At 37.8% G+C, this 12,748-nt stretch carries 13 protein-coding genes; all 13 read left to right on the plus strand.

Features of this window, described 5'->3' with window-relative positions:
- Positions 1-11 precede the first annotated feature (11 nt).
- The 13 genes from sctS (at position 12) to PZ638_RS00775 (ending at position 12,710) form a co-directional block, all read left to right on the plus strand.
- On the plus strand, positions 12-284 hold the full coding sequence (gene sctS, locus PZ638_RS00715) for a type III secretion system export apparatus subunit SctS (protein ID WP_004262998.1): 273 nt from the start codon (positions 12-14) through the stop codon (positions 282-284).
- The gene (gene sctT, locus PZ638_RS00720; RefSeq protein ID WP_136134131.1) at positions 281-1,075 is read left to right on the plus strand and encodes a type III secretion system export apparatus subunit SctT; all 795 of its coding nucleotides are present in this window, start codon (positions 281-283) and stop codon (positions 1,073-1,075) included. Before sctS ends, sctT begins: the two co-directional genes overlap by 4 nt.
- A gap of 20 nt (positions 1,076-1,095) precedes the next feature.
- Entirely contained in the window at positions 1,096-2,217 is a 1,122-nt protein-coding gene (locus PZ638_RS00725) for an EscU/YscU/HrcU family type III secretion system export apparatus switch protein (RefSeq protein WP_180312286.1), read from the plus strand.
- Positions 2,218-2,309: 92 nt separating this feature from the next.
- Positions 2,310-2,810, plus strand: a complete 501-nt coding sequence (gene sicA, locus PZ638_RS00730) for a type III secretion system translocator chaperone SicA (protein WP_272674385.1) — start codon at positions 2,310-2,312, stop codon at positions 2,808-2,810.
- Positions 2,811-2,822: 12 nt separating this feature from the next.
- Complete coding sequence (gene sctE / locus PZ638_RS00735; protein ID WP_094960859.1) at positions 2,823-4,856, plus strand: type III secretion system translocon subunit SseC family protein; 2,034 nt, start codon at positions 2,823-2,825, stop codon at positions 4,854-4,856.
- Between the two features lie 18 nt (positions 4,857-4,874).
- Positions 4,875-5,048 carry a hypothetical protein gene (locus tag PZ638_RS00740; RefSeq protein ID WP_275612171.1) on the plus strand — a complete coding sequence of 58 codons (174 nt, stop codon included), beginning with the start codon at positions 4,875-4,877 and terminating at the stop codon, positions 5,046-5,048.
- 24 nt (positions 5,049-5,072) lie between these two features.
- Positions 5,073-6,035, plus strand: coding sequence for a hypothetical protein (locus PZ638_RS00745; protein WP_275612172.1), 963 nt, complete (start codon positions 5,073-5,075; stop codon positions 6,033-6,035).
- A 2-nt stretch (positions 6,036-6,037) separates the two neighbouring features.
- Complete coding sequence (locus PZ638_RS00750) at positions 6,038-7,126, plus strand: IpaD/SipD/SspD family type III secretion system needle tip protein (protein ID WP_094960857.1); 1,089 nt, start codon at positions 6,038-6,040, stop codon at positions 7,124-7,126.
- Positions 7,127-7,173: 47 nt separating this feature from the next.
- Complete coding sequence (locus PZ638_RS00755; protein ID WP_094960856.1) at positions 7,174-8,763, plus strand: hypothetical protein; 1,590 nt, start codon at positions 7,174-7,176, stop codon at positions 8,761-8,763.
- Position 8,764: 1 nt separating this feature from the next.
- On the plus strand, positions 8,765-9,016 hold the full coding sequence (locus tag PZ638_RS00760; protein ID WP_094960855.1) for an acyl carrier protein: 252 nt from the start codon (positions 8,765-8,767) through the stop codon (positions 9,014-9,016).
- 231 nt (positions 9,017-9,247) lie between these two features.
- Positions 9,248-10,633 carry an MFS transporter gene (locus PZ638_RS00765; RefSeq protein WP_094960854.1) on the plus strand — a complete coding sequence of 462 codons (1,386 nt, stop codon included), beginning with the start codon at positions 9,248-9,250 and terminating at the stop codon, positions 10,631-10,633.
- A gap of 76 nt (positions 10,634-10,709) precedes the next feature.
- Positions 10,710-11,711, plus strand: coding sequence for a LacI family DNA-binding transcriptional regulator (locus PZ638_RS00770; RefSeq protein ID WP_164564282.1), 1,002 nt, complete (start codon positions 10,710-10,712; stop codon positions 11,709-11,711).
- Positions 11,712-11,735: 24 nt separating this feature from the next.
- Complete coding sequence (locus tag PZ638_RS00775; protein ID WP_140171948.1) at positions 11,736-12,710, plus strand: nucleoside hydrolase; 975 nt, start codon at positions 11,736-11,738, stop codon at positions 12,708-12,710.
- The last annotated feature ends 38 nt before the right edge of the window (positions 12,711-12,748 follow it).

The following is a 12,748-nucleotide window of genomic DNA, read 5'->3' on the forward strand; positions in this document are numbered from 1 at the left end:
CGAATGATACTATGGATCAAATCGTTTATTTAAGTAACAAAACGATGTTATTAATCGTTATATTATCTGCAATACCAGTAATAGTGGCTACTGCAGTAGGATTATTGGTAGGGTTACTACAAACTGTCACGCAACTTCAAGAGCAAACATTACCTTTTGGTATTAAATTATTAGCTGTTTTTGGTTCACTTTTTATGATCTCTGGTTGGTTATCCGATAAGGTAATGAATTTCGCATTAGAAACCTTAAGCGCTGCTATCCCTGCTATCGGGTTATTCGGATGAATCAGGAAATACTATCGCTGATGTCCTCGCTCTATTTTATCTTTCAAGAAGGATTGATAAAAATAGCGTTAGCTTGGTTGAGAATTGCACCAGTGATGTTTTTATTACCTTTTTTAAGTAACAAATTACTTAATGGTGGGATTATTAAAAACTGTGTGGTGGCTTATATTGCATTAGGTTTATGGCCTTTTTTTTCATCCTATGAAATACAATGGGATGAAATTAATTTTGTTGATGTATTTATTTATGAAATTTCGATTGGACTCGTATTAGCACTGATGTTAGCGCTGCCTTTTATGATAGCCAATATTGTTGGCGAATTAATTGATGCGCAGCGTGGCGAGACGATTAGTAGTATTGTTGACCCTGCGAGTGGAACCGAAGCTTCGGAGCTTGCTGTATTATTAAACCATATTACGTGTATGATATTCTTAGCACAAAATGGAATGTATCAACTTGCTAATCTATTCGCACAGAGCTATCAGTTATTACCCTTTGCCCATGGATTTACGTCATTCAATAGCCTTCCTTTAGGGGAATGGTTAAATAAAATGGTAGTCAATGGAGTTGTTTTAACTGCACCCATATTAGTGACATTATTTATTACAGAGGTTGCCTTAGGGCTATATTCCCGTTTTTGCCCTCAATTAAATGCATTTTCATTATCTTTAGCAATAAAATCAATCATCGCTTTCTGTGTTTTTTTACTTTATTTCCATAATGAGGTACCAGAGATATTAGTCAATATGATTTCGATTTCACCACTGCGAGACATATTCCTTTCTTCTTGATTTTATGGATATAAATAAATATGGCTGAAAAAACAGAAAAACCTACGGATAAAAAAATTAGAGATTCAGCTAAAAAAGGGCAAAGTTTTAAGAGTAAAGATAGCGTTGCGGCAATTGTATTAGTCGTAAGTGCATTTGTTATTGAAGGCGTATCTAGTTTATATGAACTGGGTGGGTTAATGCGAAAAATATTTTTATCCCCAACGGAGATAAAAATTGATGCACTACTTTGGCAATTCTTCACGATATTTTTAAGTATTGTATTACCTGTTCTATTTACTTGTTTTTTATCCGGTACAATTATTTCTTTATTACAAAGTCGATTTAGATTGGCCAGTGAAGCAATAAAGCTTGATTTTGCTAAATTAAATCCAATTGCAGGATTTAAAAAAATATTTTCATTGAATTCATTGAAAGAGTTAATTAAGGCGATTTTGTATTTAATTGTCTTTATTATATCAATATTAGTCTTTTTTATTGTTTGGCGTAAAGATATTTTTATGCTCTACCGAACAATGATTAATGGGATGATTAGCCAATGGGTTAGTTTGTGCGTAACATTTATTGTCGTCTTTCTTGCAGTTGCTCTTATTATTATCTTGGTTGACGCAATAGCTGAATTCTTTTTGTATATTAAAAACTTAAAAATGGAAAAGCAAGAGGTTAAAAAGGAATACAAAGATAATGAAGGTGATCCTCATATCAAAAGTGCACGTCGAGGAATGCATCAGGAATTACTGTCTGAAGAGGTTAAATCAAATGTTCGTAATTCAACATTTGTAATGGCAAATCCAACGCATATTGCATTGCTTATTTATTATGATTCGAATATTGCACCATTACCCTTTTTATTCTCTAAAAGTAAAGGCGCACAAGCAAAAGCAATTATTAAATACGCGGAACAACAAGGTGTTCCAGTTATTAGGGATATCGTTTTAGCTAGGCAAATATGGCGGTCATATAAAAATGATAGTTTTATTGATGAAAAAGGATTAGAAGATGTTATGCAAATAATATCATGGTTAATCCGTATAGAATTAGTAAAAATGGGAGTCGATATTGATAAAGCATTAGAAAAAATATCAGAGAACGAGGCATATTCGAAAAATAATAGCGAACTTAATAATTTATTTATTACTTAAATCGTTTTTTTAAAGAAAGAATCAAATCGGTTAATTATGATGCAAGCATAAAGTATATGTTATGCATTGCATATCAACAATAAGGTAAATATATGAATAATGCGGAAACAGAGAGTTTTCAACAATCTGATATGGAAGAATTACTTGACAATATTACAACTGCACTAATGGATGGTGCAACTTATAAAGATATTCACGGGATCCCACAAAGTACAATGGATGGCATTTATTCCTATGCATACGAGTTCTATCAACAAGGCAAATTAAAAGAAGCAGAAACTTTTTTCCGATTTCTAAGTATTTATGATTTCTATAATACAGATTATGTGATGGGGCTTGCTGCTGTCTATCAATTAACGAAACGGTATGACAAAGCAACTGAATTATATGCTCTCGCATTTGTATTGGCAAAAAATGATTACCGCCCGCTATTCCATGCAGGACAGTGCAATTTAATGATGAAAAAAAGCAGTACCGCAATTCATTGTTTTGAAAGCGTTGTAAAAAGCAGTACAGATATTGATTTAAAAAATAAATCTCAAGCTTATTTAAATGCATTAAAGAAAAACTCAGAAAGAGATTCTAATATATAACGAGGAAATGGCATGGTAGATATTAAAGCTTTAGGAAATAGTGAACGAATAAATAATATTAATGCCTATTTACAAGGTAGTAATCCTTTAGCACTAAGTGAGGATATTACAAAATCAGTTTTAGCTTTAGAGGATGTATGTAGGGAGTCCATATCGGGAGAACAAGCAAAACGAGCTAAGATAGAAGGCTCGCCTCGCCTGAATAAGCCGATGATGGCAAAAGCTATGCTAAGTGCACAATCATCTTCGCAAGATAAAACATCTAATGCAATGGCCATACTGGTTGAAACATTTGCGACAATTCGTCGGTTGTTACATGAAGGTAATATTGGTGAACTAAGTAATCGGTTACAGCTTTTAAACCTTGAATCAGGTTCCTTACGAGAGAAAGGGAAGGAGTTACTTGATTCTTTCGCAAATTCGACAAAAAAAGCACTTAATATTAAACATCAATTAGATGAGGCCAAAGGTATTTTAGATTTAGGTAAAAATAAGTTGGCGAATACCTTAAATTTACTAGAGGAACATCAATTTTCTGTAGCAGATAATATAAATGATATTACGAATACAAAGGAAGAATTAAGCAATTGTGAACAACGATTAGAGAAAATAAATACTTTTGATAAACCTATTACAGAAGAAGTTTATAACCAAGAAGTTAATATTAAAAATAAAATAGAAGTGCTTACCAATAAACTCGAAGAGTTGACAAATAAACGTGATGCTTTAGAAAGCACAACAACTTTATTTAAAGCTAATGTTGGAACGTTAACTGAAAATGTCGATAAACTTCAAAATAATTATGAAGTTCTAATAAATAAAGAATATGAGCTTGTAAAAACTTCTGACGACGCCAGCCAAAAACTGAATGTATTTATGGAAACAGCACCTAGGTCTGTTGAGGTTGACGGTGAGAAATGGGAGAACACATTATCTCTCTTAACGATGCTGACGGCTCAGCTTAAAAAGGTTATGAATGAAGACTCTATTCGTAACATGAAAGAGCAAGAAGCAGTGATGATGAAAATCAATGAGGCCTCTCGGAAAGATTCTGATAACAAAGCAAAAGAGGCCGCGGAATCTGAACGTAAAGCGGCTGAAGCAAATAAAGCGGCATCTTGTGCCAGTAAAATTTTTAGTTATGTACTTTTAGCTGTTTCAGTGGTTGCTACCGTAGCTTCTTTTGGAACAGCAGCACCGTTAACACTTGCGATTGCAGCTATTGGTATTTCTATGGCGGTTGCGGACATTGTATTGGAAGAAACAGGGCACGGTAGCTTAATGCAGATGCTTGCTAATGAAATTTCTTCAGTAGTAACGGATGTATTGATTAAATTTGGTGTTGATGAAGATAAAGCTAAGCAGATTGGTAGCATCGTGGGAATGATTGTCGCTGCGATTGCATTTTTAGCTCTTTCGTTAATTTCTATGGGTTCAATGGCTAAAAATATCGTGAATACGGTGAAGAGTGCGGCTCAATTATTGCTCAAAAATGCGGGTTCTTTACTCAAAAGTACAATTAAAGCCATGCCAAAAAATTTAACTAATGCATTGGGTAATATGGCAACCAAAACTGCAAAAGTGAGCGATTCAGTGGCTGATAGCACAGATGATATGGTGAAGTTAACGAAATTCACCAAGCTGGCAGACAAATTTGATGATGCAAAAGATACCGTGAAAACGACCGAAAACACGATAGCTAAAATCAAAAAAGTCGACACGGTGAAAAATCCAAGTGTAGCAATGGCCAAATTAGAAGTTACTGCAAGAGGCATGAATGCAGGGCTTACAGTTGCAAATGCAGCGACAACAGGAGGGTTAAATGTACACGCGGCATCAATGGGAGCCAAAATGAAAGAGATGCTTGCAGGTATGATGTTAAATAACTCTGCTATCGAAGCTATTACCGAGTTACTTAATCAATTAATTCAAGCTATGTCGAAAAACTATGAGCAGTTTGATGAAATGTTTGTATCAATGCTTAATGGCCTTCAAAAATCGGGTCAAAGTAAAGTCGATATGATGAATACCGCACGCTTTGCGTAAACTAAGGAGTAATTTTATATGACACCCATTATGACACAACCCGTTATAGCCAATAAAGCTGTTTTCAATGCTGAAGCATTAGGTAATAAAAAAGAGATATCTGTTTCAACTCATCCATCTGCTCGACAAGAAATTAATTTAGCAAGTTTGCCACAATTAACACCCGCAGAATTTTCAGATAAGCCGGTATGAAAGTCACCATCGAGTGGGGAAATAATGCCAGAACAATTAATGGGCGCCCTATCAGAGCTTGATTCAGACGAAATAGAAAAGGCGGCAATACGGTTAAGTGCATGTCCTCCTAAACTTGCTAATGAGTTGCATCATATTTTTAAAAATGCAGAACAAAAAGCGATTGAAAGCATTAGCTCCGCGAAGACGAGTGAATATATTGGTATTATCAGCAGTGATATTATTGTTGAAATATCAAAGCTTATCCGCAAAGTTGCATCCGAAATTAAAATCTCAGACCGCCAACTTAATGCAGCATTTAATATCTTAAGTGGCAAAATGGTGGCGGCAGCCGCCACATCTACCATTAAAGAAGGAAAAAAAATGATGGAGAGCGCCATGATTAATTTTGGCGTCTCATTAGGCGTAAGTGGTTTAGGTGCTGCATTCCAAGCGAAATCGTTACATACGCAAAATAAATCGATAAACACTAACTTAAAAACGGGTACTAATAATATTAATGCAGGTAATAAACTTAATGGTCATGCCTCTGAGTTAACAGGAAAAAATAACGGAAGTACCGTACTAAAAGGTAAGGACGGTAGTACTATTGAGTTGGTTGACCAAGCAACGGCGGGGCAGAAAACGTTAGTTGCGAAAAATATGCAAAATGCAGCGGATAGTACGAAAGCTCACGGCCAAAATCAGCTTAATGATCATAACAATATTGTCACCAAAGAGAGTGTGAAACGTGGTGTAGCAGAACAAGGGGCTCGCTTATCCGATAGCGCAGGGAATATGGCAGGGTCGGCATCACAAGCTGGGGCTAAAGCGGAAAGTGCTAGCGCGATGATAGAGCAGGAAACGTCATCAGCAGCACGTAAAGTCTCTGAAAATGCAGAGAAAACGATGAGTGAAAGTACTGAGTTGTTGAAGAAAATGGATGAAGCTTTAAGGGATATTCGTGATTCTAAAACGCGCACATTCCAAGCTGCAATACGAGGGTAATAATGAGTACAACATCATTGAACCTATTGGCAAATATTCAGCTTTCACGCGTAAATAATGTCGGTTTAATTGATAACAATCCTTCCCCTGTCGGGGAAGGTGTTTTGATTGATCCTAATTTGGATATCTATCAACAAGTCGTCAGTTATTATGAGCAATTATGTGATGAAATAGCCAAACCTATAGAACGAACTAATATTGTTTTTGATCAGCTAAATGATATTTCTGAACAGGCAAACGCTTTAATCCGAGAATTAAAAATATCAGGGGACAGCACCTCTAGAGTATTAATAAAGTTATCTGAAGAGTTCGCGACATTACCCAGTGGTGCGGCAACTCATTTTTTTCGTTCTCAGCCGATTGATGATGGTCGAAGCCATATTGGCGAAATTTCTAAAATAATAGAGAATATTAATTCTGGATACCAAAAAGATTTCGGTAACATCATAAAATCGGCAACAAAATATATGCAGGATGTTAATACTGCCCTTGGTAAAATATCCGAATATATTAAGGCAGGGGATAGTGGAAAAATCAAATTTCTGCGAGTTGCATTATTAGATAGACTCGATGAGCTTTTTAACAAGTATACAGATCATAAAGAAGTAAGAGGAAATAAACCTGAGATAACAGATTCTGATGAGGCGAATAAAAGGTACTATGAAAATTGGTCTGAACCTGATAAAAGTGCGGAGAGTATATATCAAATGAAATATAGTGATTCGGCTTTTGCATTTTGGAAAAAAAAACTACACGGCCAAGGTTTTAGTGTGGAAATAAGAAATGAGAATAATAATAAATTTATTCGTATTTATCCAGATATTAACCCGCTCCGGGAAATCATGAAGGTGATTTATGATGTTGATAAATATGAAAAAGGTTGGGCGAGTAAAGGCGTGGACTTAATGGCTCAGACTGTACAAAGCCTGCAAACTGCAATTGATGCTCAAAAAAATGCAGTTAATAGTTCGGTTTCTCGTTTATTAGAGACTTTCCGCCAAGATAATAGTCATTTTGATACGTTAACTCAATTATTGATAAAGTTAATTCAAGAACTCAACCAATATAATAACGGTTTAGTTAATAGTTAGTATATATACAAGAAATTAATAATTGTTTATTATAAGGATAACCTTTGATGCCAACATCAAACATTGGTAGTTCGTGTAAGGCTAACATTAATAATATTAACCATAACCAACAAAGTAGTGGTGAATTTGTTAATCAACTAAATAAAATTATTTCATCGGGAACCGAGAGTTTATTACCTAAGAATAATATTGAAAATGAAATTAATATCTCTGGCGATGTTAATAAATTACATGCGAGAAACCATCAACAACAAATAGAAAAAATTACACAACTACTTAGCTCTTCTGACAGTCATATTACTCATGAGATGGTTGAAAAGGTATTAAATGCAGGGGGGCATGGCTGTACTTTGCAGCAGGAAATAAATCATAGACCTGAAAGTGCATTGGTAGTATTGACGTTATTTGAGCCCCAAGAAATACCACGAGCTTTACTTTCTGCAGCGACAGAGTTAGTTAAAAGTATAAATACAACAAATTTAAGTAAAGAAAAAAATGTTAAAGATATTTTAAATGGTCAACAGGAAAAGGTAGATACGCAACTCGCTAATTTTTTATTAACTAAAGGGAATAATGACTTGGTAATGCGTTACCAAGAGAAGTATGTTTCCCCGGCAATTAAACAGCAATTAACTGCATATTTCCCTGATAATGAAATTCAAAGCCACTCAGTAGATAAGTTTTTAGTCACAGAAGCAAATGAACAGCTAGATAGTGATATTTCTAAATTAATAATGGAATATAATAAAGTTCCTGCTAATCAGTATGGCGATAAGTATCAGCAATTAAATAATATATTCCGTAGTTTAGAGGAAAAAATAGGCATCATTATGCCGTTAAAAGTCAAAATGAATTTAACGGAATCTGTGAAACAAGAAAACCCTGACAATGAATCATCGAGCGATGAGGTTGATGGTTTGGCCAGCCAATTAGGAACGGATTTACCTGGGATTATTTCAAATAATTATAAAACAATTTTATCAAGTAATTATGCTAATTCACCATTAAGTGCAAATTCTGAGTATATTTCTCATCAAAAGCATGAAAGTAAGACAGATCAAGAGCTTAATTTATCAAATACCCATGAAAGTGATAAGCCATTTGATGACAATGCGCCTTTATCACAAGAAAGCGTAGTATTACGGGCGGTATTAAATGGAACAGAGAAAAAACCTTTACCAGATTATGAGTCTCTTAATCGAGGTGCTGAAAATGACCAAGAGGTTGCAACTATTGAACCGGAACTCTTTATCGAATCAAGCAACGAAGGCTCTTTAGCTGAGAAGAAAAAGCAAATATTGAAATCGATTGAAGACCAGCCTGAATCTTCTGTTAAATTAGCGAGTCAGAGTAAGCAACCACTGAATATCACGCCTAAACTGGGTAGTCACTACGGTAGTTACTTAATCGACAAAAAAGTTCCTGAAGGTGTGAAACTCAGCAATAATAGAGAGCTAGTGAAGGAGAAATCAACCAAACCGGCAGAGACAGAATCGTTTTTGGCCATTAAAAATGCCTCTCACTATAGAACATCTTATATTGATGGTAGTGCTAAAGTTGTATTGTCTGCAGAAGGGCTAATGACACGTAATTTAAATGAAAAATTAGATTATGCGAAGCAGTCTCAAGGTGAATAAAATGACTTTATCGACAGAAATTCACTGGCAGTGGTTATTCGACCAAATTCATTTAATTCGAACCTATTCCGGCATTACAAATGATTTTACTCTTGATTCGGCATTAATTGCGGATGTGCATATTGACTCTTTGGAAATGTTGGAGTTGATAGCAGCCATTGAGCAGTATACCGGGCAACCCATTAGCGATGAAGTCTGGATGAAATGGTATAATTTACAGGATATTGTCGAGTATCTATTGAGTGTCAAATAAAAATAGAAAGCCACGGTATTTATTCGAGCGTGGCTTTTGTTTATTTATTTCCTAGCGTATTATTTCAGTCATCTAAAATTCATATTTTTGTCATCAAGTGATAACGCTCACAAAATAGCATACCCTCGTTTGCTTAATTCTACGCGCGTAGACTATCCTTTAAGTAAATAAAAAACGCCAGTTAGATTTTTTGATTAATAGGCTTCGCGCCAACACCAAGGGTTTATCACTATGGCTACACAATTAAATATCGAGGCGAGTCAACAAGCCGCGCAAGAGCGGTTAAGTACGCCAGAAGGAAAAAAAGATTTCCGGCGGGCGATTTTTTCTTGTTGGTTAGGTACAACCATGGAATATGCAGACTTTGCTCTCTATGGTTTAGCGGCAGGTATTATTTTCGGTGATGTTTTCTTCCCTGATGCAACGCCTATTATGGCGCTGTTATCCAGTTTTGCAGCCTATTCAGTTGGGTTTATTGCACGTCCAATAGGCGCGTTATTTTTTGGTTGGCTAGGTGATAAACATGGCCGAAAAATGGTTATGGTCATCACGATTGCATTGATGGGGCTATCGACTACATTAATTGGTGCAATACCCAGCCATGCACAAATTGGTGTTTGGGCGCCTGTTTGTTTGGTGATCCTAAGGTTTGCTCAAGGCTTAGGGGCGGGAGCTGAGCTATCCGGTGGTACTGTGATGCTAGGTGAATATGCGCCAGTAAAACGCCGTGGTTTAGTTTCTTCGATTATTGCATTAGGCTCCAACAGTGGAACATTACTGGCCTCAATGATTTGGCTGATAGTGTTACAAATGGACAAAGAAAGTTTGATGTCATGGGGATGGCGGATTCCTTTCCTTGGCAGTATTTTGATTGCATTGGCGGCATTATTTATTCGTCAACATATGCGTGAGACGCCAGTTTTTGAGCGGCAAAAAGAACAGCTTGCTGAAGAACGCCGCCTCGCATTGGAATCTGATGCTGTCGCTCACCCTGTAGATAACCGTTCATTTTGGCAAAAAACGCGTGCGTTTTGGACCATGGTCGGGTTGCGTATTGGTGAAAATGGGCCATCTTATCTTGCTCAAGGCTTTATTATCGGTTATGTCACCAAAATATTGTTGGTTGATAAATCTGTGCCAACAACGGCAGTTTTAATTGCTTCAATCCTTGGTTTTGCCATCATTCCATTTGCCGGGTGGTTATCAGATAAATTTGGGCGTCGGATTGTTTATCGCTGGTTCTGTTTTTTACTGATGTTGTATGCCGTGCCCGCTTTCATGTTATTAGACTCCCGAGAGCCAATGATTGTTATTCCAACCATTGTTATTGGGATGGGGTTAGCATCACTAGGGATTTTTGGCGTACAAGCAGCTTGGGGGGTGGAGTTATTTGGTGTACGTAATCGTTATACTAAAATGGCTTTCGCTAAAGAGCTTGGTTCTATTTTATCTGGTGGTACTGCGCCGCTGGTGGCATCTGCATTATTGTCATGGACAGGGCATTGGTGGCCGATAGCCGTTTATTTTATTGCGATGGCATGTATTGGTTTAGTAACCACATTCTTTGCACCAGAAACGCGAGGCCGTGACCTAAATCTACCAGAAGATGCGATATAAGTAAGCATGGCTGTATATAAAAGTCAGAGTGGCTGCTATTCTTTGGCAAAGTCATGTTAGAAAAAGGAATTGCTGGGTGTCAGATACAAATGACCGTAAAGTGACGCGGGTAGATGTTGCCCGCGAAGCCGGAACCTCGGTTGCGGTAGTCAGTTATGTGATTAACAATGGCCCTCGTCCTGTTGCAGAGGCAACGCGGCAAAAGGTGTTAGCAGCAATCAAAAAAACGGGGTATCGGCCAAATGGTATTGCAAAAGCCCTAGCTTCAGGGAGCACGCAAACCTATGGGCTAGTGATCCCCGATATCTCTAACCCGTTTTTAGCCTCTATTGCGCATGCTTTGCAGCGTGAAGCGTTTAAATATGGGCATGTTTTGTTACTGGGGGATGCGGGGGATTCTCGGGTTCGTGAAAAAGAGCTGATTAATAACCTTTTGCTCAGGCAAGTTGAAGGGCTTATTTATACCAGTGTTGACCGGCATCCCTATGTTGATTTAATTCAGTCATCGGGCACGCCCTGTGTGATGCTTGACAGGATTGAGGCTGCGGAAGGGATCAGTACCATTCAAGTGAATGAGAAACTGGCCGCCTATAAAATTACCCGTCATCTCATTAAGCATGGTTATCAAAATATTGGCATTATTTGTGGCCCGAATGAGATGCTCAACACACAAGACCGCTTAAATGGCTGGAAAGCTGCGCTGACAGAAGCTGAGTTATCCATACAACAAAAATGGATTTTATCGGGGGAATACACCCGTGATTGGGGTTACCAAGCTATCTATCAGATGCGGGAAGAGGGATTCCCCGAAGCTATTTTTGCCACGAATGAATTGCAAGCTTTTGGCTGTTTAAAAGCCTTAGCAGAATTAAAATTACGCGTACCAGAAGACATTGCACTGGTATGTTTTAACGGTACCGTGCAATCAGAATATACCGTTCCAACCCTCACAACTGTTCGCCAGCCTGTTGATAAAATAGCGCAAAAAGCGATACACATCTTACAAAATTGGCCGCAAAAAGAAGCCATTTGTGAAGTGGAATTTGAATTACAAATCGGGCACTCATGTGGGTGCTGATTATTTATTGTTTCAGGGAAATTTATGCGTGTGATTATAGATTGCGACCCCGGTAATGGGGTCGTTGGTGCGAATGTTGATGATGGCCTAGCACTTGCGCTGGCTATCGCTGCACCTGAAATCAAATTGGAAATGATCACCACCGTTTCGGGTAATACACCTAGCGAAATTGGCTTTGACGTCGCCAGTCATTTAGTTCATTCATTGGGTGAAAATATTCCTGTTTATCGTGGTGCATCGTCAGCGTTGGTTGAAACTAGCGCACCATGGCGTGAACTACTCGATAACGGCGCTGAACGAGCGCAACTTACGCACCTATGGGATGGCCTTCCATCCATACCTAGTTTACCGAAGTCTATCCCAGAAGCCGCGTTACGTATTGGCGAGTTAGTTTGCCAGAACCCAAAACAAGTCACGATTATTGCCATTGGCCCATTAACCAATATCGCAATAGCAATGCAGTTGTTTCCTGACATGGCTAAAAACGTGGCAGAGATAGTAATCATGGGGGCGGTTTTTAACGTGCCGGGGTACTTGAAAGACACTAATTTTGGCATCGACCCTGAAGCGGCCTACGCGGTGCTTAATAGTGGAGCAAATCTGACTTTAGTGCCAATGGATGTCACCGTACAAACGCAAATGGTGCATGAGGATCTTGATAAGCTTGCTCAAATTGGTACACCACTGAGCCGTTTTCTTGTGGCAACAATGCGACCGTGGATGGACTATTCACGTGCGACACGCCATTTAGCAGGGTGTTGGATACATGATGTGTTAACCGTAGCATGGTTATTGGATAAGAGCCTGGTGACTTATGATAAAAAGCACGTAGGTATTGAGCTTCAGGGAGTGCTGCGCGGTAAAAGCTTTTGCTATGACGCACTGCGCTTACGGGTCGGGGTTCCTGAACCAAAAACAAAGCCAATTACTGTGCTGCAATCCGTAGATAACTCAGGTTTATTAGATTTAATCTTTAATACGCTCAAACTGAAAAAATAACGTGGCAAGAATAGCGCCTATAGGCGCTATTCTTTTAT

Source organism: Providencia hangzhouensis (assembly GCF_029193595.2).
GTDB lineage: Bacteria > Pseudomonadota > Gammaproteobacteria > Enterobacterales > Enterobacteriaceae > Providencia > Providencia hangzhouensis.

Excerpts from the sequence above, each read along its gene's own strand:
- PZ638_RS00775 (WP_140171948.1), top strand. The coding sequence starts at position 11,736 with ATGCGTGTGATTATAGATTGCGACCCCGGTAATGGGGTCGTTGGTGCG.
- sctS (WP_004262998.1), top strand. The coding sequence starts at position 12 with ATGGATCAAATCGTTTATTTAAGTAACAAAACGATGTTATTAATCGTT.
- PZ638_RS00750 (WP_094960857.1), top strand. The coding sequence starts at position 6,038 with ATGAGTACAACATCATTGAACCTATTGGCAAATATTCAGCTTTCACGC.
- PZ638_RS00755 (WP_094960856.1), top strand. The coding sequence starts at position 7,174 with ATGCCAACATCAAACATTGGTAGTTCGTGTAAGGCTAACATTAATAAT.
- sctE (WP_094960859.1), top strand. The coding sequence starts at position 2,823 with ATGGTAGATATTAAAGCTTTAGGAAATAGTGAACGAATAAATAATATT.
- PZ638_RS00745 (WP_275612172.1), top strand. The coding sequence starts at position 5,073 with ATGCCAGAACAATTAATGGGCGCCCTATCAGAGCTTGATTCAGACGAA.
- PZ638_RS00725 (WP_180312286.1), top strand. The coding sequence starts at position 1,096 with ATGGCTGAAAAAACAGAAAAACCTACGGATAAAAAAATTAGAGATTCA.
- PZ638_RS00740 (WP_275612171.1), top strand. The coding sequence starts at position 4,875 with ATGACACCCATTATGACACAACCCGTTATAGCCAATAAAGCTGTTTTC.
- sicA (WP_272674385.1), top strand. The coding sequence starts at position 2,310 with ATGAATAATGCGGAAACAGAGAGTTTTCAACAATCTGATATGGAAGAA.
- PZ638_RS00765 (WP_094960854.1), top strand. The coding sequence starts at position 9,248 with ATGGCTACACAATTAAATATCGAGGCGAGTCAACAAGCCGCGCAAGAG.
- PZ638_RS00760 (WP_094960855.1), top strand. The coding sequence starts at position 8,765 with ATGACTTTATCGACAGAAATTCACTGGCAGTGGTTATTCGACCAAATT.
- sctT (WP_136134131.1), top strand. The coding sequence starts at position 281 with ATGAATCAGGAAATACTATCGCTGATGTCCTCGCTCTATTTTATCTTT.